The sequence below is a fragment of the Pseudomonas helleri genome (assembly GCF_009600315.1).
In the GTDB taxonomy this organism is placed as follows: domain Bacteria; phylum Pseudomonadota; class Gammaproteobacteria; order Pseudomonadales; family Pseudomonadaceae; genus Aquipseudomonas; species Aquipseudomonas helleri_A.
Map to the genome: position 1 here is coordinate 1 of NZ_WIWC01000039.1, position 24,105 is coordinate 24,105.

Here is a 24,105-nt window from a genome sequence, read left to right on the forward strand (position 1 = left end):
CCGATCGCGGCTGGCTCGGCGTCCTGCCTCGCCACCCCCATAACAGCACCTGCGCTCAGCCTCCTGTGAGGGGCCTCGTGTCGTTCCCACTGTTTAGGTGGCAACAGTGATGACGCCTAATGCAACAGCAAACAGCAAACAGCAAACAGCAAAAAACAAATAGATAAAAAACACCGTATCGCCGGCTCGGTACTCGTGGGCCATTTCAGGAGTGAACATGAAGCAACTGATCATCGTGGGCGGCGGCGGGTTAGGGCGTCAGGCCCTGACCCAACTGGCCGCCGACCTCGCCCATGGAACCCAATGGCTAATCGCAGGCTTTCTGGACGAACGTGGCCCTGACGCCATAGCCGCCAACAGCGCTTTCCCCTGGCTGGGCTATCCCCACACATTCTGCCCTCAACCACAGCATGTGTTTATCAGTGCGGTGGGCAATCCTGCCAGCCGCCGACTGCAAGTCGAACCCTTGGTAGCCAAAGGCGCACACTTCATCTCCATACGCACACGCTGCCAATTGGATTTACGCACCAGCCACGGCGCGACCTTCTTTGGTTATGACGTCAGCTTCGGGGTGGATTGCCGTGTGGGCGATCATGGCTTCATTGAGCAGCAAACCCTCGTCGGCCACGACGTGACCATCGGCGATTACGTCCACATCAGCCCTCGCTGTGTCATTGCGGGCTACGTCACCATTGGCCATGGCGTCGTTATCCATTCCGGCGCACTGCTGGCACGCAACATCACCGTGGGCGATGACGCCGTGATTGGCATGGGCGCCGTAGTGCTGCGCGATGTGCCGGCAGGCGCAACCATGGTGGGCAATCCAGCCAGCGTTGTGTTTATCAAAAAAGGAACGAACTGATGCCTGCTCGCCCACTCGTCAGTGTTGTCATTCCCGCCTATAAACCGACCTGGTTTGAAACCGCGCTGCTCAGTGCTTGCCAGCAAACCTACGAAGCTCTGGAAATAGTCGTGTGCGACGACAGTGCAAGCCCGTTGATCGCCAGTGTCGTGGAGCGGGTTGCTGAAACAACGGCTATTCCAATCCGCTACCAACGTAACCCGAACGCCTTGTTTGAACTGCATAACACCGTCGAGTGCATTCGGTTGGCACGCGGGCATTACGTCAAGTTTCTTCATGACGATGATGTTTTACATCCCGATTGTGTAGAGCAGTTGGTCGCTGTGATGGAGGATAACCCCGGCATTTCAATGGCCTCGTCGCGGCGCACCCGTATCGACAGTGAGGGGCAGCCCATGCCCGATATTCTGGCCACGACACCGTTGTTCCCGATGGATGTGCAGCTTAATGGCAAAGAACTGGTGTCCTGGTTGGTCGATCACACGCTGAACTTTATTGGCGAGCCCAGTTGTGTGTTATGTCGCCGGGATGACCTGATGGCGTTCGGTGATCAGTTGATGTCGCTCAATGGCCACGGGATTGACTGGGTAGGTGACCTGAGTCTTTACGTAAAGCTTTTACAAAAAGGCAATCTTGCGCTGTTGGCCAAACCGCTGTGCATGTTCCGGGTTTCAAGTGAGCAATTCAGTCAGCAAGGCCGCGACCTGCCGGGCATTGGAAATCAGGGGCATGACATCTTTCGTGAGCAGATTCGGGCGCTGGGCTGGTACCAGGAAACATCCGGTACACGGCGGGTGCGGGTGGCCGCGCTAGGATGCGCTGACAGCGTTGAATCGGTGGACATTTATCAACGATTGATGGAAATCCGTGAGGATGTGATCAGTCAAGCTCGGCAGCGTGACTGGAGGGCGGCACGGGTGCTCAGCCCTTTGCAGGCTCGGCTTGTCGATGAGCGATTGGCGCATTACAACGGTGGGCCGGGCATAGCTATTGTGGTGCTGGACCGCTCGGGCGATGTGCAAGCGGTTGAGACGACGCTCGACAGCCTGGAATGCGTGCGTAAACGCTATGGGGCGGCGCAAGGATATGTGATAAGTCCCCGGATTTGCCGGGAGTCGATGCACGCTGACGTTGAGTATTTCGAGTGTCAGCCGCCGGATTTTATCGCCCAGATCAACACGGTTATTGAGCACACTCAGTGCGTTTGGCTGATGCTGATAGACGCGGGTGATCTCCTGACACCCTGCGGCCTGTTGATAGGCGGCCTGGAACTGCTGGATGATCCGGATTGCCGGGCCATTTATGGCGATGCGTGGGTGCAGGGGGCTGAAGGTGAGTTGAGTGTGGCCTTGCGCCCCGACTTCAATCTGGATTACCTGCTCAGTTTGCCGGGCATCCTGGCGCGTAATTGGTTGTTGCGTTGTGAGGCAGTGCGAGTCGCGGGTGGCTTCAATCCTGAATACGCGGGCGCACTCGAGTTTGAATTGATTCTGCGCATGATTGATCAGCATGGTTTGGTCGGGTTCGGTCATGTCAGTGAGCCATTGGTCATCAATCAGATCCCTTGTCTGCCCGACAGTCCTCATCTGGCTGCGGCGTTGATGAAGCATTTGCAGGCACGCGGGTATGAGCAGGCGGTGTTGACGACCCCACGGCAAGGGCATTTCAAAATTGCCTATGGTCACCCGCTACAACCCCGTGTATCGGTGGTGCTGGTGTTGGCAACGGATCTGGAGGCCATTCAGCGCTGCCTGATCAGCCTGATGGAATACACCCAATACCCGAATTACGAGGTGGTGCTGGTCGACAATGCCTGCGCTCATCCGGACGCACCGCTATGGTTGCAGGGCATCAAGGCGCTGATGGGGGATCGATTGCAGGTCATCCCTGCGCCTCGGCCGCTGACGCACGCGGCGGCCATTAACCTGGCAGCCGCGCAGGCGCGGGGCGATTATCTGTTGCTGCTGCGAGCAAATACGGTGCTCATGCAAAGGCAATGGCTTGATGAGCTGCTCAATCATGGGCAGCGGCCGGAAGTCGGTGTTGTCGGTGCCAAGGCGATATCGACCTCACGCAAAATCACGCATGGTGGGATTATCCTCGGTCTTGAGGGTCATGCCGGCCATGCCTTTGTCGGGCAGTCCATAAACTCGCCGGGCTATATGAACCGTTTGTGGGTGGACCAAAACTACAGCGCGGTGTCGGATGTCTGCTTATTGATTCGCAAAGCGGTGTTCGATGACGTAGGCGGGTTGGACCTGCAGGCTTTTGCGCAGGGTGGTGCCGATGTCGATCTGTGCTTGCGGGTGGGGCAGTTGGGTTACTTGAACGTATGGACACCCCATGCGGCGATCATCAACGACGTTGCACAGCCAGCGATCCCGGACGCTGTGCGCGAAGTCTTTCAACAGCGCTGGGCCGAATTTTTGACCAGCGATCCTGCCTATAACCAGAATTTGTCATTGAACGATGCCGGCGGTTTCAAACTGGCCGATGCCCAGTTGTCGTGGCGACCTTTGGCCTGGAAACCTATGCCGGTGATTCTCGCGCAGCCCTGTGATGTGCACGGTTGCGGTCACTATCGGGTCATTCAGCCATTGAATGCCCTCAAGCGTGAAGGGGTGGTTGACGGCGCCTTGACGTTTGGCGTGCCGAGCGTGTTGCACCTTGAGCGTTATGCGCCGGACACGCTGATCATGCAACGTCCTCTCAGGGAGGCCGATCTGGCAGCAGCGCGGCAGATCAGTGCATTCAGTCGTGCCTTCAAGGTGTATGAGCTGGACGACTATTTACCCAATCTGCCTGTCAAAAGTGTGCACAAGGCCCAAATGCCCAAAGATGTGATGCGCTCGCTGCGTAGAGGGTTGTCTTATGTGGATCGTTTCGTTGTATCCACAGAGGCGTTGGCGGAAGCGTTGAGCGGTTTTCATCACGACATTGTGGTTGTAAACAATCGCCTGGACACTGGCTGGTGGGGTGAGCTGCCTGTCAGTGCGCGAAGAACGTCAACCAAGCCAAGGGTCGGCTGGGCAGGCGGCGCAGGACATACGGGCGACCTGGAAATGATCGTGGACGTGATCAAGGCGCTGGCAGATGAGGTGGACTGGGTGTTTATGGGCATGTGCCCAGACCGGCTGCGTCCTTATGTGAGGGAGTTTCACCCCGGCGTACGGATTGATCTGTACCCGGCGGCGCTGGCCCGGCTTAATCTGGATCTGGCAGTGGCCCCGTTGGAAGATAACCTGTTCAACACCTGCAAAAGCAATTTGCGGCTGTTGGAATACGGCATGTGTGGATATGCGGTGGTGTGCAGTGACAGTGTGACCTTTCGCGGGGATTTGCCGGTCACGCGGGTCAGGAATCGCTTTCGTGACTGGGTGGATGCCATTCGCATGCATATCAATGACCTTGATGCGACTGAGCGGGCTGGAGATGCCTTGCGTGAACGGGTGCGCCAGGACTGGATGCTTGATGAGATCGGCCGTGAGCAATGGCGCAGGGCCTGGCGGGTGTAGGGCTTGGGCGCTCTGCGACGATTGCATCGTCGAACGTAGCCTCGCACAACTCGTCAACTGCTACGGGGGGGAATCCCTGTAGCAGCTGACGAGCTCCGCGAGGCTGCGATCGGCGGCGAAGCCGTCGTAAATCCTGACCTGCCGAGGCGTCCCATTGTGCGAACGCTTCGCGCTCGATCGCAGCATTCGGCAGCGGCTACAGGTCAACGTTTCACAGGTTAAAACGTACTGCTCACCACTCCGGTACCCGTTACTTGAGCTTCAATGACCTTGCCGCTGGTCACGTTTTTTACCCGAATAACGTCGCCCTTGCGGCCATCAGCCAGCGCCTCTCCATCGGTGTTCGCCTGTATGGCGCCATGGCGCGCCTGCATGACCACTCGCTCTCCACGACGCACCAGCCAGGGTGAGGTCAACATCTCCTGAGTCAGCGCCTGATCGGCGCGAATTCGACGCTTGGCACTCAAACCCTCGACCTGATTGATCCGGTTGAAATACGCCTGATCCTGCTTGCCCAGCGAGACTTCGCGCACTGCCAGCATGGCCCCGGTGATGGGCTCTTCACGTTCAAGAATTTGAGTCGCCACTACGGCCCTGATGAATACCGTTGCCTGAGCTGTAACGGTGATGGATGAATCGGGTTGCCCGACGCACGTCAGGCGTACTCGCTTGCGACCCAGCACCGATGAAGGCTGTTGTTCGGTCTCAACCTGCAACGGTTGCGGGCAGGCTCGTTGCGGCAAGTCGGCGGGCAATGCAAACACTTTATGCGTGAATCGCAGTCCATTCCACGCTTCAGCAGAGGCCTTTTCGCTGAGTCGCTGGGTGAAGTAGCGATGAACGGCGTCGTTAATTTGGGCGCTGAATGTGTCGTCCGCACTCACGGCTTCGGGCCTCAGCAACAGGGCGATCAAACTGATCGCAGCGAAAGCGGAAATCCCGTTTCCGCATCGTTGGGCGCACCGCCCTAAAGGCGGAAGTGATACGGCATCAGAGCAGTCTCTTTTGTTCATAAAAGCCTTTGAAATCAATGGACTGGAATGGTTTCGGAAACCGGGCACGGTTCCTGCAAATCATGCTTGCGAGCTGAACATTGATCAAAGGTGTCGGGCAATGAGTATACGGATAGAAGACGCGATGGGGGTGCACATGCGCGCACTGGGTTTGCATATGCAGCGCAGTGAGATTCTGGCAGCCAACCTGGCCAATGAAGACACGCCCGGGTTTCAGGCGCGGGATCTGGATTTTGCCGGCGAGATGCGCCGGCACGGATCGTCACCTTCGCTCGCTGAAGGGTTCGGCGCTGAACTGAAGTACCGGGTGCCCGCCCAGCCTTCTCAGGACGGCAACACAGTGGAGTTGAGTGTGGAACAGGCCGCCTTTGCCAAAAGTGCAGCGGACTTTCAAACCAGTCTGACGTTTCTTTCCATGAAATTTCGAGGCCTCAAACAGGCCATCGAAGGACGCTGATCATTATGGCTTTTGACGCTATTTACAAAATTGCCGGCTCTGCGATGAATGCTCAAACCGTACGCTTGAACACGGTGGCCAGCAACCTCGCCAATGCCGACTCGGCGGCGGGCAATGCCGGGGATGTTTACCAGTCGCGCAAACCGGTATTTGCCGCCCTGTATGGCAACGACCAGTTGACACGCGGTGTCGGCATGGGCGGGGCGCATGTTCAGGTGCTGGATGTCGTTGCCTCCGGCCGCGAGCCGCACAAACGCTATGAACCTGACCACCCCTTGGCCGACCGCAGTGGCCATGTGTTCTATCCCGACGTGAACGAGATCGAAGAAATGACCGACATGATGTCGGCCACCCGCAGTTTCGAAACGGGGGTCGAAGTCCTCAACCGGATCAAAAGCATGCAGCAAGGGCTGCTGAAACTGGGAGAAGCCTGATGAGCCAGATCCAGAACGACACGCGCAGTACGCCGCCACCCGGTGATCAGGTCAATGGCAACTCTGACGCCGATGAAATCCAGAACACCTTCATTCAGTTGATGGTGGCGCAAATTCGCAATCAGGACCCGACCAAGCCGGTGGACAGCAGCGAGTTCCTGAGCCAGTTCGCATCCATGTCTCAGGTTCAGAGCCTGGAAAAAATGTCGGCCTTGACGCAAAACAACATGGTGTTGCTGGAGAACCTGCAATACCTCAGCGCTGCCAGCCTGGTGGGACAGATGGTCAAGGTTCGGGTCGAAGAGCTGGACCTTACTGACCAGAAGGTCGAGGCCCAGATTGAACTGGAACACAGCGCCAATGAGTTGATGGTGACCCTCACCGATGAAAACGGTGTAAAGACCGAAATTGCCTTGCCTGCCAGTGGGCCGGGCCGGGTGGAGTTCGAAATTGACCCTGTAGCGCTGGGGCTCAAGCCCGGCAAGTATGAGATTGAGGTCAAATCCAATACGGACGAGACCTTTGTCGTGGAGGCCAAGGGCAAGGTCAACAACGTGCGCCTGAGCAGTGACGGGCCGGTGTTGAACATCGCCGGTGTGGGTGATGTGCCGTTCTATGAAATTACTGAATTCAGTGAAGCTTCAATGTTCAGCAACCTGATGCTGCCTGGGCAAACCCCTGGGCAACGCTCACTCAGCCAATCTATACAAGGCCCGCGCCATGAGTTTTAACATTGCACTTACCGGTTTGAATGCTGTGACCGAACAGCTCAACACCATCAGCCATAACATCGCCAACGTGGGCACCACCGGTTTCAAATCATCGCGTACCGAATTCGGCAGTTTGTACTCGGGCACTCAGGCCATGGGGGTCAGCGTACTGGGCCATACCCAGAGCATGAGCCTGGGCGGCGCCCACGTCGGCACGGGCGACAGCCTTAACCTGGCCATCTCGGGCGGCGGACTGTTTGTGACCCGCAGTGCCAGCGGCGACATCAGCTACACCCGCGCCGGTGCTTTTGGCAAAGACAGTGATAACTATCTGGTGGACGCCAGCGGCCAGTATTTGCAGGGCTATACGGTGGATGCGGCGGGTAACTTGCAGGTCGGCACGGTGGGCGATCTGCGTTTGCAGACTGGCAATCTGCCCGCCAAGGCCACTGACGGGATTGAATTTGTCACCAACCTGGATGCAGGCAAGGAGCCGGTCACGGTCACGCCGTTCGATCCTGACAATCTGGACTCCTATACCGACAGCCAGACCACAGCGGTGTATGACTCCCAGGGCAAACAGCACACATTGACCCAGTATTTCGTGAAAACCGGGGACAACACTTGGGAAGTCCATTACGCCGTGGACAAAACCATCGTCGGTGGCCCTGAGCCGATGGTCTTCGATGAACGCGGGGGGTTAGTGACGCCGTTGGGCCCGGTCAATATTTCGTTCCCCTTGCCCGGTGTCGAGGCCATGAGCATCGACATCGACTACACCCGCAGCACCCAGAGCGCCTCGGACTTTGTGGTCACGACCAATGACCCGAGCGGGTATGCCGCAGGTGAAAACACTGGCGTGACCGTCGAGAAAGACGGCATGGTCTACGCCACCTACAGTAATGGCGAGCGGCTGCTGCAAGGGCAGGTGGTGCTGGCCAACTTTGCTAATCCCAACGGGCTGAAAAACGAAGACGCAACGCGCTGGAGTGCCACCGGCGAGTCTGGCAACCCGTTGATCGGGCCTCCGGGCACCGGATTGTTTGGCGAATTGACGGCCGGGGCGCTGGAAAGCTCCAACGTCGACATGACCCAGCAATTGGTCGGGCTTATGGAAGGTCAGCGCAACTATCAGGCGAACAGCAAAGTGCTGTCCACTGACAAGGAACTGACCCAAGTGCTGTTTAACGCTATCTGAGGCTGACCCATGGACCGCTTGGGCTATACGGCAATGACCGCCGCCAGTCGAACGATGACCGCGCTGAGTGTGCGCTCCAACAACCTGGCCAATGTCAACACGCCGGGTTTTCGAGCCGACCTTGAACAGGCCGAGAGTGTGCCGGTTCAAGGCTATGGCTATGAAAGCCGGCACCTGACCCGGGTTCAAGGCAACGGCGTGAACATGGCGCCGGGTGCGTTGATGGCCACAGGCCGCGATCTGGATTTCGCCATCAAGGGTGCCGGTTTGATCGCCGTTCAGGGCGATGAAGGCGAAGCCTATACCCGCCACGGCAGTTTGCAGGTGGATGCCGACATGCAATTGACCATCAACGGTCGCGCGGTGTTGGGCGAGGGTGGTCCGATTCAGTTGCCGGAGTTCGACACGGTGCATATTGCGGTCGATGGCCGGATTTCGGTGTTGCCCCGCGGTGAACCTCTGATGGTTGAAGTCGACCAGATCAAACGTGTCGACCTCGCGGCCGGGCAATTGCAAAAAAACAGTGCCGGGTTGTTGGTCACGCTAGATGGCGCTCCGGCGGCGGCAGACGACAACGTCGTGCTGGCCGCAGGCTTTCTGGAGTCCAGCAACGTCTCGGCGATTGATCAGTTGGTGGGCACCATGAGCCTGAGCCGGCTGTTCGAAACCCAGGTCAAGATGATGAAAGCTGCCGAAGACTTGTCGTCGGCGGGTAACAGCATGATTCGCGTTTGAAACTGACAGGACATACCCCATGAGCTCTGCACTCTGGATCAGCAAAACCGGGCTTGCCGCCCAGGACAAAGCCATGTCCACCGTCGCCAATAACCTGGCGAACGTCAACACCACCGGTTTCAAAAGCGATCGCGTGGTGTTTGAAGACTTGTTCTACACCATTGAAGTGCCGCCCGGCGCCCAGGCCGATGCGGTCAACACGGTGCCGTCGGGTATCCAGTTGGGCAGCGGGGTGCGGGTGGTGGGTACGCAAAAAGTCTTCACCGAAGGCAGCACGCAAACCACCGGGCAACCGATGGATCTGGCCATCAGCGGGCCAGGGTTCTTTCAGGTCGAGTCCGCCAATGGCGATATTTACTACACCGAAAGCGGTCAGTTACAGCTCAATGCCGAGGGCATGTTGGTGAATACGCAGGGCTTGCCTCTGTCGCCGCCCATCGAACTGCCGGTGGGCCATAAAAACTTCAAGGTGGGCACCGACGGGATTGTCACCGCCGAACTGCCGGGCGGTGCAGGCCCGGTCGAAATTGGCCAGATCATGCTGGTCAACTTCGCCAACCCGTCGGGGTTGCAGGCGCTGGGCGGCAACCTGTATCAGGAAACCGTTGCCAGCGGGGAGCCTGTCGAGGGCATCGCCGGTGAGGATGGCTTAGGTGTTATCAAGCAGGGTCAGCTGGAAGGATCAAATGTTCAAGTGGTCGAGGCCATGGTCTCGATGATGGCCATTCAGCGGGCTTATGAAGCCAATGCCAAAGTGTTGGATGCGTCATCCGGCATGTTGCAGTTCCTTAATCAGACGGTCTGAGCAGTTCAATGCGTAATTTCATCCTGTGCGCGCTGGGGCTGGCCCTTGCCGGTTGCCAAAGCCTGTCGGAGTTATTGCCCGACGAGGACTCCAGCGCCTATGAGCCTTTACCTCTGGATTACAGCGTGCCGCCTGCCAAGGGTGGCGGGCTTTATCGGCCCGGTTACGCAGGCTCGTTGTATCAGGACAAGCGCGCGTTACGGGTCGGCGACATTCTGACCATCGTCCTTGATGAGTCGACTCAGTCGAGCAAAAGCGCGGGCACCAGCTTTGGCAAATCCTCAAGCATCGGCATCGATACGCCCACCGTGCTGGGTAAAGCCTATTCCGGTCTGGAAACTCAGGTAGATGCCGAGCGCGACTTCAATGGATCGGCCAAAAGCTCGCAGCAAAACACGTTGCGCGGCTCGATTGCCGTGACGGTTCACAAGGTGCTGCCCAACGGCACGTTGCTGGTCAAAGGTGAGAAATCACTGCGCTTGAATCAGGGCGACGAGTTCATTCGTCTGGCCGGGCTGGTGCGCCTCGATGACATCAACCGCTACAACCAGGTGTCATCGCAAAGCGTGGCCAATGCGCGGATTTCCTATGCCGGGCGGGGTGTGCTCAATGACAGTAATTCGGCGGGCTGGTTGACGCGTTTTTTCACCCACCCCATTTTCCCCCTGTGAGTAGAAAGCTTATTTATGCGCTGCGCTCTGTTAACCCTGTTGACGCTCTATAGCCTCTTGTCGCACATGCCGTTGCTAGCCACCCCCTTGATGGATCTGGTTGACGTTGAGGGGGTTCGCGCCAATCAGGTGATCGGTTATGGCCTGGTCGTGGGGCTGGATGGCAGCGGTGATAAAAGTCAGGTCAAGTTCACCAATCAGTCAGTGGCCAACCTGATCAAACAGTTCGGCATCAACTTGCCGCCCAATGTGGACCCCAAGCTCAAAAACGTCGCGGCGGTCACCGTGACGGCGTCAATCCCGCCGTCTTACAGCCCCGGCCAAACGGTGGATGTCACCGTGTCTTCGCTGGGGGATGCGAAAAGCCTGCGCGGGGGGCAGTTGCTCATGACCCCGTTACTGGGCGTGGACGGTGAAGTGTATGCCCTGGCGCAGGGCGCGCTGGTGGTGGGCGGGGTAAAGGCAGAAGGGCGCAGTGGTTCCAGCGTTTCGATCAACAGTGCCAACACCGGTTTGATCGCCAACGGCGCCACCATCGAACGCATGATTGCCAGTGATTTCAGTGAGCGCAGCGAGGTCATGCTTAACCTGCGCCAACCCAGTTTTCAGACGGCCAGCCACGTAGCTCAAGCTGTTAACCAGCAGTTCGGCCCCGGAACCGCCACCGCCTTGAGCGGGACGCAAGTGTCGTTGCGTGCGCCGTTGCCGAGCAACCAGCGCATCAGCTACATGGCCTTGCTTGAGTCCATTGACGTGCAGGAAGGCCGAACCCGGCCCAAGGTGGTGTTCAACAGCCGTACCGGCACCGTGGTGGTCGGCCAGGGCGTGCGTGTCAAAGCGGCCGCTGTGAGCCACGGCAACCTGGCCGTGACGATCAGCGAAACCCCGCAAGTCAGTCAGCCCGGTGCATTCTCGGGTGGTGAAACGGCGGTGGTGCCGCGTTCGGATGTCTCCGTCAATCAACAGCGCAACCCGATGTTTGCCTGGCCTGACGGTGCCGATTTACAAAGCATCATCAAAACCGTCAACAGCCTGGGGGCCACCCCGGATGATGTAATGAGCATTCTTCAGGCGCTCGAAACCGCCGGTGCCCTGAACGCTGAACTGATCGTGATTTAAGGCCCATTGACCATGAGCATCCCTCCTGCCACACCCAAGCCTCAGCCTGCATCCCCTCAAGACATTGCCATCGTGCGCCAAGCCCGGCTAGAAGACGCTGCCGAGCAGTTTGAAGCGATGTTCTTGCAGCAAATGCTCAAACAAATGCGCAAGGCGGGCGACGTGTTGTCAGAAGGCAGCTCAATGCGCAGCCGACAAGGCGATACCCTGCGCGAGATGCATGATGAAGCCATGGCGCAAACCTTGGCCACACATCGGCAAACGGGCATCGCCGACCTGCTGGTCAAACAGTTGTCGCGGGGCGAAGCCGCTGCTGCGGACTCTGTGCACGCCGGGCATCGGGACATGCCACCAGCCCCTGCCGCACCACCGATGGCCGACAGCCTGTTGACCCCGATTGTGAACACCTGGCAGCGCGGCGTCGCCACCGTCACCCGGGGTGCCGCCGCACTCATGGCACTGGTTGAGCGGGTGATCGCCCATGAGTCCGCCGGGCAGGTTGCGGCGGTATCGTCCAAAGGCGCGCGCGGGCTGATGCAGTTGATGCCGGACACCGCGCGAGAAATGGCCCATGAACTGAACGTGGAATACAGCGAGCAGCGCCTGATCACCGACGGCGCTTACAACAAGCGCTTGGGCGTCGCCTATCTGGACAAACTGATCAAGCGCTACGAGGGCGCTACGGTGCTTGCCGTAGCCGCCTATAACGCCGGGCCGGGGCGGGTGGATGAATGGCTGAAGGTCAACGGCGACCCGCGACGGGGCCCGATCAGCGTCAGCCAGTGGGTGGAGCGCATTCCGTTCGCAGAAACGCGCAACTACACCCGCTCGATTCTGGCGGATCTTGAGCCGGCAGCAGTCCCTCTGGCGGCCGCAGTCATGCCGCCAGCCCGCGCTGATTTGCCCATGAAGACAATCGGCCTTAAGCCCTTGCCCGATCCAGTCGCTTTAGAAGATCAAGTTGCTACTTCCACTATCAGCACGGCGGCTGCATTCAGTTCTGCGGCATTTGCCCCGAACATGCGTCTGGTGCGCAAGGAGATTGAATCGTGAGTTTTATGAGCCAGATTGGTTATTCCGGAATGAATGCCGCGCAAATTGCGCTCAACACCTCGGCGCAGAACGTTGCCAACATGTTCACCCCCGGCTATAGCCGTTTGACCGTACAGTTGGGCTCGCTGTCCGGCACCAGCAATCAACAGGTCGGCGGCGGTGTCGCTGTCACCAACGTGCGGCGCATGAGCGACGATTTCAAAACCCAGCAACTGTGGCGGGCCACCACTGACATGCAGTATTACCAGGCCGGGCAAGATTATCTCAGCTCTCTTGAGGGTGTCATGGGAGGCGAGGGCTCGAACATCAGCACCGGTCTGGATAACTTCTACGCGGCATTGAGTGCCGCCAGCGACAGCCCCGGCGACATTCCGCAACGTCAGCAAGTACTGTCTGAAATGCGCAACCTGACCCAGCGTTTCAATGGCCTCAACAGCAGCATCAACAGCCAGCTCGATGCCCTGCATGCACAGCGCACGGCCATGGGCACCGAGATCAATGGTCTGGCCAACAACCTGGCGTTGCTCAACAAAAAAATCGTCGAAGCCGAGTCCACTGGCGGCGACAGTTCAGCCTTGCGCGATCAACGCGAGTTGCTGGTAGGCGAACTGAGCAAATTCACCGATGTGCGGGTACACGAAGCCCGCGACGGTTCGCTGACCATTTCCCTCAACAATGGCCAGCCGCTGGTCTCGGGCAGCACGGCTGGCCAGCTGTCCATCACCACCAACGCGGCGGGGGAGCAGGAAGTCTCGTTGAGTTTTGCCGGCAATACGTTTCCGCTCCGCCAGGACAGTCTGGGCGGTTCATTTGGCGGGCTGTATGACGTTGAACATAACAACTTGCTGCCTGCCCGCGAAAACCTGGTGGACATGGCCGAAGAGCTGACCCGGATGATCAATGACACTCTGGCCACCGGCTACGACCTCAATGGCAATCCTGGTAAACCCTTACTGACGTTCAATGCGGGCAGCAGCAACCTGCTGCAAATGAATGACGTGACGCCCGAAGAGTTGGCGTTTTCCGGTGTGCCCGGTGACAACGGCAACAACCAGGTGCTGCTGGCCCTGATCGAGTTGAAAAACAAGAAAGTCACCATTGGCGGCAGTGAAGTGACCCTCAGCGAAGCCTACAGCGGGATGCTGGGGGACGTGGCCAGTGCCAGTCGGCAAAATCAGGCTGACCTCACCTCGGCCACCGCTGTGACGGTTGAAGCCCAACGTCAGCGCGATGCGGTGAGTGCCGTCAGTGACACCGAAGAGGCGCAAATGATCATGGAATACAACAAAGCGTTGCAGGCCAACATGAAAGTCGTGCAAACGGCCAATGAGTTGTTTGACACCATTCTGGCTTCCGTTTAAACCCCGGCCACAAGGCGTACCCCTATGCGAATCAGCAACGCGCAAACCAGTGCAATGATGCACAACAACATGAACCGCAATAGCCAGGCCATTGCCCAGCTGCAAGCACAAATCGGCAGTGGCTTGCGCATTCAGAAACCCTCTGACGATCCGATTGCCAGCGCCCGTCTGATGCTCATCCAGCGTGAGCAAGCGAGCTTGGGGCAGTACAACGAAAACATTGGAAAAGTGTCGGACAACCTAAAATTGCAAGAGACCTATGTGCAGTCAGGCTCTGATGCCATGGGCAGTATTCGTGACCTGCTGCTGTGGGCGGGTAATGACAGCAATAGCCCTGAGGACCTGTCGGCCATCGCCACCCAGCTGTCCAGTCTTGAAGACAGTCTGGTCAGTTATTTCAACGCCAGGGACGAAGCCGGGAACTATGTGTTTTCCGGCACACGCAACGATGTGCCTGCCGTGACTTTTGACCCGGCCACGGGCACCTATACCATGACGGGCAACAATGAAGAGCGTCAGGCCGTGGTCGGCAATGGTGTGCTGATCGGGGATAACGTGACGGCCCAGCAGATGCTCGGCGCTGATGCGGACTTCCTCAATGACTTGCACAGCCTGGTCGACAGCCTGAAAAATGCCCCCAACGACCCGGCCACCCGTCAGCAACTCAAAGACACGCTGGAGCAACTTGATGTGACCCACGGCCACATGATGGGTGCAATGACCGACATGGGGGGGCGCCAAAATACCCTGACCCTGCTTGCCGAAAGCAATGCCGACGTGTCCCTGGCCAACCAGAAAGTACAGGGCGACCTGTCCCAACTCGACATGGGCGGCGCCTTCCTTGCAGTGCAAGCGTATGAGCTGTCGATGCAGGCCAGCCAGAAAGTCTATAGCCGCATGGCAACCATTTCGCTGTTTGACCTGATGTAAGCGGAAGGTCAGTCATGAAAGTTGTCAACGAGCGCTCAAACCTTGCGGCCTATGACGTGGGCGTGCGAGCGCAGGCCCAGTTGCGTGACACCACAGCACTGCGACGCGAGCGCGTTCCGCTCGCGCAAGGCGGTGCGCCCCGTCAGGCGGGCAAGCTGGCTGAGCTGAGCCTGCAATTAAATCGTCAGTCCTCGGCCTTGCAATCCGCTCACTTTTACCTGAGTGAAGTGGCCGAACACATGACTGGGTTGAAGCGCGACGTGGGCCGCAGTCTGGCCGCCCCGTCTAAACAGGTGGCCCCTGATCTTGAGGTGATTGGCCGTTCGGTTGCTCGCCTTAATGATTTGCTCGATCAGCGCAGCCGCCTGTCGTCGGCCAGTCTGGATGGCGAGTTGAACCTCAGCCTGCAAGCGCCGTTGCGCAGCCGTTTCAGCATCAAGGGGCTTGAGTCACTGCACCGCGTGCTGGCCTCCGGCAGTGAGGCGTTGCTGTTCAATGCCGGCAGGCATCTGCCTGGTCCCATTGCCGTGGTGCTGGATGACGGCATGAGTGAGCGCCAGTTGTTGCAACGTTTTAATGCCAGCCTGGCTCAAGCGGGGTTGCATGTTGAAGTCAATGCTCAGGAGGCTCTGCGGTTTTCGGCGGTGGACAGTCAGTGGCAGCGACTCAAAGACCAGCTGTCCATACAGGGTGAAGATAAACTCTTCGCCAAATCCGGTTTTACCCGTGTTGAAACCCGAGAGGACAACCTTCTGGGCACCCCCCTGGTGGTGCCTGTCACCGCTGAGCATGGCCCCCTGCGCGAGCTGCATGAAACCCTTGACAAGGGGTTGGTAAAAATCGAGGACGTGCTTGAACAATTGAACGCGCGTCAGTCGCAGTTGATGGCTCAGCTTGGGCGCCATGAAAGTCAGGAGGAAAAGCGCTGGGCCCATGACTTTACCGGACGAGTGTTCAGCCTCAAGGCCGGGCAGGGCCGTGATTACGCCCGCGTGGCGCAGGTGGTTCGCTGTCAGGCGAATATTTCACGGCCTACTGTGTATGGGTTGATGTCAGGGGTGTAAACCTCGATTGAAGGGTGTTGATGCCATTGCCCCCATCGCAGCCCTCGTTCCTCCCCTGTGTCCTTTCAACCTTACCTTCGCTTATGCCCTGGGCAATCCAGTGCTTAGTCTTATCGGACGATGTTCAGCTTTTCCCCCCAGTCAATGATTGCTCCCATACACCGCTCACCTAAAGAGCGGGGCGCACTCTGGCTGGTGGGAGGTTTTTTATGAAGTTGCTGAATAAAGTGGCGTTCGTGACAGGGGCTGGGCAAGGCATGGGGCGGGCGATTGTGCGGCATTTCGCCGAGCAGGGCGCAACAGTGGTTGCGGCCGATATCAATCTTGAAGCCGCTCGCCAAACCATCGAAGGGCTGGGCGACAAGGCGCTGGCCGTGAGCTGCAACGTAGCCGACAGTGACTCGGTCGCGACCGCGATGGCCACCGTACAGGAGCGTTTCGGCAGCCTTGATGTGGTCGTCAACAATGCCGGTATCGGTTCCATCGATGCCTTCGCAGACACCCCGGACGAACACTGGCAACGCGTCATCGGCGTCAACCTTACCGGCACGTTCTTCTGTAGTCGCGAAGCGGTCAAGCTGATGCTCAAGGCCGCCACGCCCGGCGTCATTATCAATATCTCCAGCACCGCCGCCGTCACCGGCGAAGGCCCAAGCCATTACTGCGCGGCCAAGGCCGGAGTGATGGGGCTTACCCGCAGCATGGCCCGGGAACTGGGCAGCAATGGCATTCGCGTCAACACCATTGTGCCTGGCCCGACCAACACGCCAATGATGGCCGACATCCCCGAAGACTGGATGCAAAGCATGCTCAAGGCCATTCCATTGGGCCGCATGGGTGAAACCGATGAAATCGCTCGCGTTGCGGCCTTTTTGGCCAGTGATGACGCCAGTTTTATCACCGGGCAAAACCTCGCGGTCAACGGCGGCATGGCCTTTATCTAAGCGCAGCAGATGGGTGGGGAGAGCGGCATGGGAACTCGTTTAAACAGCAAAGTAGCGTTTATCACCGGGGCTGGTTCAGGCATCGGCGCAGCCACCGCCTTGCGCTTTGCCGAAGAGGGCGCGCTGGTGGTGCTCTGCGGTCGGCGCATCGAGCCACTGGAAGCGGTGGCGGCACAGATTCGTGATGCCGGTGGCCGCGCTGAATGCGCGGTGGCCGATGTCAGTAACGAAGCGGCCTATGTGGCGGCCATCACGGCAGCAGCAGAGCGCAATGGCCGTCTGGATATTTTGGTCAATAACGCGATGGCCTACAGCTGGGGCGCAATCGACAGCACCTCGACCGCTGACTGGCATTCCAACTTCGCCACCACCGTGGATGGCACGTTCTGGGGCACACGCACGGCCATGTCACTGATGCGCGTGCAGGGCAGCGGTTCGATCATCAATATCGCGTCGATCTGCGGCCTGTTCGGCACGCCGTGGATGGCCGGTTACTCAGCCGCCAAGGCGGCCGTGATCAACTTCAGTCGCGCCGCTGCCAGCGAAGGTGCGAGCCACAACATTCGCTGCAATGTGGTGATTCCCGGCGTGGTCGAGACCCCGGCCACCGCGGGCATGTTGACCGATGACAAAACCCGTCTGAACACCGAAAAACTGATCCCGCTCAAACGTGTCGGCCAACCCGTGGAAGTGGCTAACGCCATTCTATTTCTGGCCAGCGATGAAGCCTCGTACATCACCGGGGCCAGCCTGCCAGTCGATGGTGGCCGCAGCAGCGAGTTGTACACCGTTCTTGAGTAATCAGTTCGGGCATTCAAAGACCGCTTTAAGGACACCGCACATGGAACAGAACGCCTTGCTCGCCCGACTTGACCGGCTGGAGTCGATTGAAGAAATTCGCCAGCTGGCCGGCAAATACTCATTGTCGCTGGACATGCGTGACCTCGATGCCCACGTCAATCTGTTTGCCGAAGACATCCGTGTCGGGCGTGAAAAAACCGGGCGGGCGCACCTTAAAGCCTGGGTTGACAGCACGTTGCGTGACCAGTTTCACGGCACCTCCCATCATTTGGGCCAGCACCTGATTGAGTTTACCGACCCCGATCATGCCGTGGGCGTGGTGTATTCCAAGAACGAACACGAGACCGGCCCTGAGTGGGTGACCATGCAAATGCTCTATTGGGATGACTATGAGCGCCTGCAGGGGCGCTGGTATTTCCGTCGTCGTCTGCCGTGCTACTGGTACGCCAGCGACCTCAACAAACCGCCGATTGGCACGCAGAAAATGCGCTGGCCGGGGCGCGAGCCTTACGCAGGCACCTTTCACGATCTATTCCCGTCATGGCACGAGTTCTGGGCCAATCGCCCGGACAAGGATCAATTGCCACAGGTGGCGACGGCGGCACCGGTCGAACACTTTCTTGCCACCCTGCGCCGTGGGGCTGGCGCGCCGAAGATCCGCGTGCGCTAAGGAGCCACTATGAGCATTTTGTTTGAACCTGTGCGGTTGGGTGAGCTTGAGCTGGCCAACCGCATTGTCATGGCGCCCATGACCCGCAGCCGCGCCGATGATCGGGGTGTGCCGACCGCTGAAATGATCGACTACTACCGCCAGCGGGCATCTGCCGGGCTGATCGTGGCCGAAGGCACTGCGCCGTCTGCCAGCGGTTTGGGCTATTGCCGCACACCGGCTATTTACAGCGCCGAACAGATGGCCGCCTGGAAGGCCGTGACCGATGCCGTACACGGCGAAGGCGGTTTGATCGTGTTGCAATTGATGCACGTGGGCCGGGCTGCGAGTGCTCTGAACAAACCCGCGGGCGCGGCCACGGTGGCCCCTTCGGCCATACGGGCACGCACCCAACTGTTTACCGACCGCGCAGGACTGGTTGACTCCGATGAGCCGCAAGCACTGACGATAGAAGACATTGAAGCGGTGATCGGCGAATACCGTCAGGCCGCCTTGAACGCCCGCGCGGCGGGATTTGACGGGGTTGAGCTGCACTGCACCAGCGGTTATTTGCCCATGCAATTCATGGCCTCGGGCAGCAATCTGCGCGACGACCGCTACGGCGGCAGTTTGGAAAACCGTATGCGCTTCCCCACTGAAGTGCTCAAGGCCATGGCTTCGGCCATTGGTGCAGGCCGCGTGGGCCTGCGCCTGTGTCCGGGTAACCCGTTCAATGACATCGAAGACAACGATCCGCTGGCCACGGCCGAGGCTCTGTGCATTGCGGCCGAGCCGCTGAATCTGGCGTATGTGCATATCATGCGCTCGCCATTGAGCGAGCTGGATGCCTTCGCTCTGGCACAGCGCCATTGCAGCGCCGGATTGATCTTGAATGACGGTTTTGATGGCGCAACTGCTGAGGCGGCGTTAAAGGCCGGGCAGGGCGAGGCGGTGTCGTTTGCACGGCACTTTATTGCCAACCCGGATCTGGTCGAGCGCCTGCGCCACGGCTTGCCGCTGGCCCGTTTTGATCGCAAGACCCTGTATTCGCCCGGCCCCGAAGGCTACAGCGATTACCCACTGGCCGAAGCGGTGGCGTCATGAATGACATGTCCCGTATAGCCTCATTGACCCAGTTCAACCAACAACCTGTGCCGCGCGAACAAACCCAGGCGTTGCTTGATCTGCGCTCGGCTGCCAGCTCCCAGATTAAACCGGCAGACCTCTACACCCTGGCGGATCGTCTGGAAGATCAGGCCCGACAGTTTGCTGAACGCCCCTTCCTGATTTACGGCGATCAGTCATTCACGTACGCCCAAGTCGATGCTCAGGCCCATCGCATGGCCCATGTGTTTTATGCCAAAGGCTTGCGCCCCGGTGATGTCTGCGCGATTGCCATGGAAAACCGCCCGCAGTTCTTCTTCAGCTGGTTTGGGCTGGTCAAACTGGGCGCGGTGGTGGCGTTCATCAATACCCAAGTCAGCGGCAAGCCGCTGGCCCATGCCTTGCTGACCACCGCGGCCAAGGCGCTGGTGGTGGGCGAGGAGTGCCTGAGCAATGTGCTGGCCAGCGAAGGCTTGCCTGATGTGCCGCTGTGGCTGATTGAAGACGCGCAAAATCCCTATGAAAGCCTGGTGCCGTCACGGGTAGACGTCGGTCTGGCATCACTGATCGCCCACGCGCCCGCGACTCCGTTTCCCAAAACCGTACGCACCGGCATTACGGCTGAAAGCACCACTTTGCTGATCTTCACGTCCGGCACCACCGGCTTGCCCAAAGCTGCGCGCTACAGCCACATGCGCTGGCTGTCGTCCGGCGATGTGATGGAAGTCACCATGGGCACCACCTGCGAAGACGTGTTTTATTGCTGCTTGCCGCTTTACCACGGCGCCGCAGCGACATCGGTGACGTCCACCGCTTTGCGCTGCGGGGCCAGCATCGTGGTACGGCGCAAGTTCAGCGTGCGTGAATTCTGGCAGGACGTGCGCCGCCATCAGATCACCGTGTTTCAATACATCGGCGAAATTTGCCGTTACCTGCTCAACCAGCCCGTTCAGGAGGGCGAGCGTGAGCACAGCTTGCGCATTATGCTCGGCGCCGGACTGACGCCGGAGTCCTGGCAACGCTGGCTGGAGCGCTTCGGCCCGATTCAGGTGTTTGAAGGCTGGGGAGCGACCGAGGCCAACGCCAGCGTGATCAATGTCGATAATTACGTCGGCTCGTGCGGCCGTGTGCCGGACTGGAACCGCACCAATCTGCGGTTGGTGCGCTACGACGTTGAAAGCGACAGCCATCCACGGGATGAACAGGGTTTTTACCAGCTCTGCAAGCCGGGCGAAGTGGGCGAGGCTATGGGCTTTATCGTCAATCACCCGCTCATCGGTGGCGGGCGTTTTGAGGGATATACCAGCGAGGCGGCCACCGAAAGCAAGATCCGCCGCAACGTGTTTCAGGATGGCGATGCGTACTGGAGCTCGGGCGATCTTCTGCGCTACGACGACGAAGGCTATTGCTATTTTGTCGACCGTATTGGCGACACCTATCGCTGGAAAAGCGAAAACGTGTCGACCCTTGAAGTGGCCGACACCCTCAGTGACTTGCCGGGCCTTGAACTGATCAACGTGTATGGCGTGCAAGTACCGGATCACGAAGGACGGGCGGGCATGGCCGCGATCCTCATGCAGCCCGGTGAGGTGTTTGACCCGCAGGCATTTTATGCGCTGACCGAAGCCCGCTTGCCACGTTATGCCGCGCCGATGTTTGTGCGGGTCTCGGCGGCGGCAGACCTGACCAGCACTTTCAAGCTGCGCAAGGTCGATTTGCAGCGTCAGGGCTATGCGCCGTCCCTGTTTGCCGACCCATTGTTCGTGCGTGATGAAAGCACGCGCACCTATCAACCCTATTCGTTGCAAGTGTTGGCACGCGCCGGTTTGGCCCCTTTCGCAGGCAGTGGCCATGAGTGACCTCGACGTGAATGGCCATGAATGGCGCGACGGTCTGCGCTATCCGTGGCCGCAACCGCCCGCCAATGGCCAAGTGCAAGAGGTGGCTGAAGGCGTCTTGTGGTTGCGCATGCCGCTGCCGTTTGGGCTTGACCATATCAACCTGTATTTGCTGCGCCACGGTGACGGTTGGGTTGCGGTCGATACCGGGCTCAACAGCGAACAGTGTCGCGCTGTCTGGGAGCAGGTATTTGTCGAAGTGCTGGGTGGTCTGGCGCTCAAAGCGGTGATTTGCACGCACTTTCACAGTGACCACACCGGTGTGGTCGGCTGGTTGGCCGAGCGCTTCCGTTGCCCGGTGCTGATGACCTTGGGTGAGTTCGATGCCTTGCACCACGGCCCGCCCAAAGCCGCCGAGCCTGAGTGGGCGTTTCTCGACTTTTACCAAAAGGCCGGTTTCACGGCTGAGCGTGCCGCCTCATTGCTGCCGCTGATTCAGGGCGAGCATTTCAGGCCGCAATTAGCCGCCAGTTTCACCCGCATCAGTCACGGCAGTGAGTTGACCATTGGCGGGCGCCGCTGGCAGGTGGTGATGGGCAACGGCCACTCCCCCGAACACGCCTGTCTGTATGCCGCCGATGACGGCTTGCTGATCTCCGGTGATCAGGTCTTGCCGCGTATCACGTCAACCATTTCGGTGTATGTGCCGGAGCCCGAAGCCAATCCGCTACGTGACTGGCTGGACTCGATCGAACGGCTACGGGTGATTCCCGACAGCGTGCTGGTGCTGCCGGCCCACGAGCGACCGTTTTTCAACCTGCACCTGCGTCTGGATCAACTGCGCGATCACCATCTCAATCACTTGCAGCAGTTACTGGAGGCCTGTGAGCAGCCATTGACCGGGTTGGAAATGATGGCGGTGCTGTTTAAAAAACTGTCTGGTCGTTTCGATGAATTGATGGCCGTGGGCGAGACCCTGGCCCACGCCAATTACCTGATGGCCGAGGGGGCGCTCGTCCGTGAGGAGCAAGGAGGGTTGCACCGTTATCGACGGTGCGCGACAGGAGTCGTGAAGTTCGACCCGCTTCAGTTGTTTTGAGCCGGGGCTATGCGCCGTGCAATGCAATGACGCTTGAACCCATCGAGGCGGCCACCGGGTCGCTAATCAGGAGAGCCAGAGTGATCAATAAAAACAACAATAAAAGTTTCCAGTTCACCGGCCTGGCAGCCGCCGTGGCGCTGGTATCCAGCCCGGCGTGGGCGGGGGAGACAATAGAATTCGAGGACGGCACCACCATCGATTGGTCCGTCACCACCAGCTATGGCATCGGCATGCGTCTGGGTGATCCGAGCAATCGCCTGATGGGCATCAACGTCGATGACCCGAACCGCAACTTCGATCAGCACAGCCTGACCACCAACCGGGTGGGCGCACTGGGCGAGATGATTTTGCGTAAAGACAACTACGGCGCCGTGGTGCGCGCCAGTACCTTCTACGACGATGTTTACCACCGCAAAAACGACAACGATTCACCCAGCACGGTCAACAAAACCGGCGACAACGATGAGTTCACCAGCCAAACCCGCTATTTCAGCGGCGGGCGCACACGCCTGCTCGACGCCTATGTGTTTGGCGGCTGGCGGTTTGACAACGACACCATGCTCGACGTCAAGGCTGGTCGACACATCGAATCATGGGGCGAGAGTCTGTACTACCCTGGCGTGAACGGCGTACAGAACCCGTCCGATGCGGTTAAAGCCGCGCAGCCGGGGGTTGAGGTCAAGGAAGTGTTGCTGCCGGTGGGGCAGGTTTCGGCCTCTTACCGCATCAACCCGCAGTTCACCTTGGGCGGTTATGTGCAGTACGAGTGGAAAGGCACCGAACTGCCGCCAGTGGGCAGCTACCTGTCGACCTCTGATGTGATTGGCCCGGGCCGCGAGTTTATCCTCGGGGCCAACGGTTCACGCATCAACTACACCGGCACCGACGATCCCCGTGACAGCGGGCAGTGGGGTGCACAAATCCGCTTCCGGCCGATCACCGACATTGAGCTGTCACTGTTCCATGTGGTCTATCACGACAAAAACCCGGCCACCGCGCTGGTCGGCTATCAGCCGCTGGCCTTGGGCAATGGCCAGTATGCGTACACCACCAATGGCTACAAGGTGAAGTACTTCGAAGACATCAAACTGACGGGGCTCAGCGCCACCACCAAGATTGGCGAATACCAGTTGGGCGCGGAGTGGTCTTACCGTGACGGCGCACCGGTAATGGTCAATACCGGGTTGGGGCCTGTGCCGACCCGTGGCAAGGGCCAGCAGTTGCAGATTTCCGGCATGCGTATTTTGGGAGACCGCCCGTGGGCCAGCCAGACCACGTTGACCGGCGAAATCGTCACCGTGCGCGTGGACGATGTGGATGACGTCTCGGGCGCGCCAAACCTCGTGGGCCTGCCGATTGCCCCGCCGTATGCAGGCGCAATCCAGCCGTCCAATGACTACACCTATAAAACCTCCTCGGCTTGGAAATCCCGCTCTTCCAGTGCGTACACCGTGGGTGCTTCCTTCAGCTATCCGGGGGTGTTCCAGGGCTGGGACCTTGAAGTGCCGTTCACCTTCTCCAACGTCTTCAGCGGCGCGGCACCGATGTCCGGCACGATTGCCGGGGTGGCCGGAGATCGGCGGCTCAGTGCAGGCACTACGTTCAAATACTTGAGCAACCTGGAAATGTCGTTCAAGTACATCGCGTACCTGGGCTCGCCCGATCCGATTCACCGCCCGTTGGCAGACCGTGACTACGCCACGTTCTCGATGAAGTACACGTTCTGATGCGAGGGGTACA

At 59.0% G+C, this 24,105-nt stretch carries 22 protein-coding genes; 21 read left to right on the forward strand and 1 reads right to left on the reverse strand.

The genetic code is table 11. The features are described 5' to 3' along the window. Positions 1-217 precede the first annotated feature (217 nt). On the forward strand, positions 218-862 hold the full coding sequence (locus GHN86_RS18675) for an acetyltransferase (protein WP_153379512.1): 645 nt from the start codon (positions 218-220) through the stop codon (positions 860-862). Then, on the forward strand, positions 862-4,377 hold the full coding sequence (locus GHN86_RS18680; RefSeq protein WP_153387103.1) for a glycosyltransferase: 3,516 nt from the start codon (positions 862-864) through the stop codon (positions 4,375-4,377). Before GHN86_RS18675 ends, GHN86_RS18680 begins: the two co-directional genes overlap by 1 nt. 218 nt (positions 4,378-4,595) lie before the next feature. Here the strand turns inward: GHN86_RS18680 and flgA are convergent, their stop codons facing one another. Continuing rightward, positions 4,596-5,261 carry a flagellar basal body P-ring formation chaperone FlgA gene (gene flgA / locus GHN86_RS18685; RefSeq protein WP_194286231.1) on the reverse strand — a complete coding sequence of 222 codons (666 nt, stop codon included), beginning with the start codon at positions 5,259-5,261 and terminating at the stop codon, positions 4,596-4,598. Between the two features lie 229 nt (positions 5,262-5,490). Between flgA and flgB the strand changes: the two genes are divergently transcribed. The 19 genes from flgB to GHN86_RS18780 all read left to right on the forward strand — a co-directional run bounded on the left by flgB (position 5,491) and on the right by GHN86_RS18780 (position 24,092). After that, complete coding sequence (gene flgB / locus GHN86_RS18690) at positions 5,491-5,847, forward strand: flagellar basal body rod protein FlgB (protein WP_153379506.1); 357 nt, start codon at positions 5,491-5,493, stop codon at positions 5,845-5,847. A gap of 5 nt (positions 5,848-5,852) precedes the next feature. After that, positions 5,853-6,281, forward strand: coding sequence for a flagellar basal body rod protein FlgC (gene flgC, locus GHN86_RS18695; protein ID WP_153379504.1), 429 nt, complete (start codon positions 5,853-5,855; stop codon positions 6,279-6,281). Continuing rightward, on the forward strand, positions 6,281-7,012 hold the full coding sequence (locus tag GHN86_RS18700) for a flagellar hook capping FlgD N-terminal domain-containing protein (protein ID WP_153379502.1): 732 nt from the start codon (positions 6,281-6,283) through the stop codon (positions 7,010-7,012). The genes flgC and GHN86_RS18700 overlap by 1 nt, the downstream gene beginning before the upstream one ends. Further along, complete coding sequence (flgE, locus tag GHN86_RS18705; protein WP_153379500.1) at positions 7,002-8,189, forward strand: flagellar hook protein FlgE; 1,188 nt, start codon at positions 7,002-7,004, stop codon at positions 8,187-8,189. The genes GHN86_RS18700 and flgE overlap by 11 nt, the downstream gene beginning before the upstream one ends. 9 nt (positions 8,190-8,198) lie before the next feature. Beyond that, positions 8,199-8,924, forward strand: a complete 726-nt coding sequence (locus GHN86_RS18710) for a flagellar basal body rod protein FlgF (RefSeq protein ID WP_153379498.1) — start codon at positions 8,199-8,201, stop codon at positions 8,922-8,924. Positions 8,925-8,943: 19 nt separating this feature from the next. Continuing rightward, positions 8,944-9,729: a flagellar basal-body rod protein FlgG gene (flgG, locus tag GHN86_RS18715; protein ID WP_153379496.1), complete on the forward strand. Its 786-nt coding sequence runs from the start codon at positions 8,944-8,946 to the stop codon at positions 9,727-9,729. Positions 9,730-9,737: 8 nt separating this feature from the next. Beyond that, a complete protein-coding gene (gene flgH / locus GHN86_RS18720; protein WP_153379494.1) occupies positions 9,738-10,400 on the forward strand; it encodes a flagellar basal body L-ring protein FlgH in 663 nt (220 codons plus the stop codon). A gap of 15 nt (positions 10,401-10,415) precedes the next feature. Beyond that, entirely contained in the window at positions 10,416-11,519 is a 1,104-nt protein-coding gene (locus GHN86_RS18725; protein ID WP_153379492.1) for a flagellar basal body P-ring protein FlgI, read from the forward strand. 12 nt (positions 11,520-11,531) lie between these two features. Further along, entirely contained in the window at positions 11,532-12,572 is a 1,041-nt protein-coding gene (locus tag GHN86_RS18730; protein ID WP_153379489.1) for a transglycosylase SLT domain-containing protein, read from the forward strand. Then, positions 12,569-13,933 (forward strand): flagellar hook-associated protein FlgK, encoded by a 1,365-nt coding sequence (flgK, locus tag GHN86_RS18735; protein WP_323369369.1) that lies wholly within the window; start codon positions 12,569-12,571, stop codon positions 13,931-13,933. Before GHN86_RS18730 ends, flgK begins: the two co-directional genes overlap by 4 nt. Before the next feature lie 24 nt (positions 13,934-13,957). After that, complete coding sequence (flgL, locus tag GHN86_RS18740) at positions 13,958-14,863, forward strand: flagellar hook-associated protein FlgL (protein WP_153379488.1); 906 nt, start codon at positions 13,958-13,960, stop codon at positions 14,861-14,863. Positions 14,864-14,877: 14 nt separating this feature from the next. Further along, entirely contained in the window at positions 14,878-15,927 is a 1,050-nt protein-coding gene (locus GHN86_RS18745) for a hypothetical protein (protein ID WP_153379486.1), read from the forward strand. 209 nt (positions 15,928-16,136) lie between these two features. Further along, positions 16,137-16,871 carry an SDR family NAD(P)-dependent oxidoreductase gene (locus GHN86_RS18750; protein ID WP_153387105.1) on the forward strand — a complete coding sequence of 245 codons (735 nt, stop codon included), beginning with the start codon at positions 16,137-16,139 and terminating at the stop codon, positions 16,869-16,871. Between the two features lie 27 nt (positions 16,872-16,898). Further along, the gene (locus GHN86_RS18755; RefSeq protein ID WP_153379482.1) at positions 16,899-17,672 is read left to right on the forward strand and encodes an SDR family NAD(P)-dependent oxidoreductase; all 774 of its coding nucleotides are present in this window, start codon (positions 16,899-16,901) and stop codon (positions 17,670-17,672) included. A gap of 40 nt (positions 17,673-17,712) precedes the next feature. After that, positions 17,713-18,342 carry a nuclear transport factor 2 family protein gene (locus tag GHN86_RS18760; protein ID WP_153379480.1) on the forward strand — a complete coding sequence of 210 codons (630 nt, stop codon included), beginning with the start codon at positions 17,713-17,715 and terminating at the stop codon, positions 18,340-18,342. A 9-nt stretch (positions 18,343-18,351) separates the two neighbouring features. Beyond that, entirely contained in the window at positions 18,352-19,425 is a 1,074-nt protein-coding gene (locus GHN86_RS18765) for an alkene reductase (RefSeq protein WP_153379478.1), read from the forward strand. Next, complete coding sequence (locus GHN86_RS18770) at positions 19,422-21,284, forward strand: long-chain-acyl-CoA synthetase (protein ID WP_153379476.1); 1,863 nt, start codon at positions 19,422-19,424, stop codon at positions 21,282-21,284. Before GHN86_RS18765 ends, GHN86_RS18770 begins: the two co-directional genes overlap by 4 nt. After that, entirely contained in the window at positions 21,277-22,362 is a 1,086-nt protein-coding gene (locus GHN86_RS18775) for an MBL fold metallo-hydrolase (protein WP_153379474.1), read from the forward strand. The genes GHN86_RS18770 and GHN86_RS18775 overlap by 8 nt, the downstream gene beginning before the upstream one ends. A gap of 80 nt (positions 22,363-22,442) precedes the next feature. After that, positions 22,443-24,092, forward strand: a complete 1,650-nt coding sequence (locus GHN86_RS18780) for a DUF1302 domain-containing protein (RefSeq protein ID WP_323369367.1) — start codon at positions 22,443-22,445, stop codon at positions 24,090-24,092. Positions 24,093-24,105: the final 13 nt, after the last annotated feature.

Bases quoted from the DNA above. Each gene is read 5' to 3' on its own strand.
- GHN86_RS18755 (WP_153379482.1), top strand. From the start codon at position 16,899: ATGGGAACTCGTTTAAACAGCAAAGTAGCGTTTATCACCGGGGCTGGT.
- flgB (WP_153379506.1), top strand. From the start codon at position 5,491: ATGAGTATACGGATAGAAGACGCGATGGGGGTGCACATGCGCGCACTG.
- flgE (WP_153379500.1), top strand. From the start codon at position 7,002: ATGAGTTTTAACATTGCACTTACCGGTTTGAATGCTGTGACCGAACAG.
- flgG (WP_153379496.1), top strand. From the start codon at position 8,944: ATGAGCTCTGCACTCTGGATCAGCAAAACCGGGCTTGCCGCCCAGGAC.
- flgL (WP_153379488.1), top strand. From the start codon at position 13,958: ATGCGAATCAGCAACGCGCAAACCAGTGCAATGATGCACAACAACATG.
- GHN86_RS18675 (WP_153379512.1), top strand. From the start codon at position 218: ATGAAGCAACTGATCATCGTGGGCGGCGGCGGGTTAGGGCGTCAGGCC.
- GHN86_RS18760 (WP_153379480.1), top strand. From the start codon at position 17,713: ATGGAACAGAACGCCTTGCTCGCCCGACTTGACCGGCTGGAGTCGATT.
- GHN86_RS18765 (WP_153379478.1), top strand. From the start codon at position 18,352: ATGAGCATTTTGTTTGAACCTGTGCGGTTGGGTGAGCTTGAGCTGGCC.
- flgH (WP_153379494.1), top strand. From the start codon at position 9,738: ATGCGTAATTTCATCCTGTGCGCGCTGGGGCTGGCCCTTGCCGGTTGC.
- flgC (WP_153379504.1), top strand. From the start codon at position 5,853: ATGGCTTTTGACGCTATTTACAAAATTGCCGGCTCTGCGATGAATGCT.
- GHN86_RS18745 (WP_153379486.1), top strand. From the start codon at position 14,878: ATGAAAGTTGTCAACGAGCGCTCAAACCTTGCGGCCTATGACGTGGGC.
- GHN86_RS18750 (WP_153387105.1), top strand. From the start codon at position 16,137: ATGAAGTTGCTGAATAAAGTGGCGTTCGTGACAGGGGCTGGGCAAGGC.
- GHN86_RS18770 (WP_153379476.1), top strand. From the start codon at position 19,422: ATGAATGACATGTCCCGTATAGCCTCATTGACCCAGTTCAACCAACAA.
- GHN86_RS18710 (WP_153379498.1), top strand. From the start codon at position 8,199: ATGGACCGCTTGGGCTATACGGCAATGACCGCCGCCAGTCGAACGATG.
- GHN86_RS18680 (WP_153387103.1), top strand. From the start codon at position 862: ATGCCTGCTCGCCCACTCGTCAGTGTTGTCATTCCCGCCTATAAACCG.
- GHN86_RS18730 (WP_153379489.1), top strand. From the start codon at position 11,532: ATGAGCATCCCTCCTGCCACACCCAAGCCTCAGCCTGCATCCCCTCAA.
- GHN86_RS18700 (WP_153379502.1), top strand. From the start codon at position 6,281: ATGAGCCAGATCCAGAACGACACGCGCAGTACGCCGCCACCCGGTGAT.
- GHN86_RS18725 (WP_153379492.1), top strand. From the start codon at position 10,416: ATGCGCTGCGCTCTGTTAACCCTGTTGACGCTCTATAGCCTCTTGTCG.
- GHN86_RS18775 (WP_153379474.1), top strand. From the start codon at position 21,277: ATGAGTGACCTCGACGTGAATGGCCATGAATGGCGCGACGGTCTGCGC.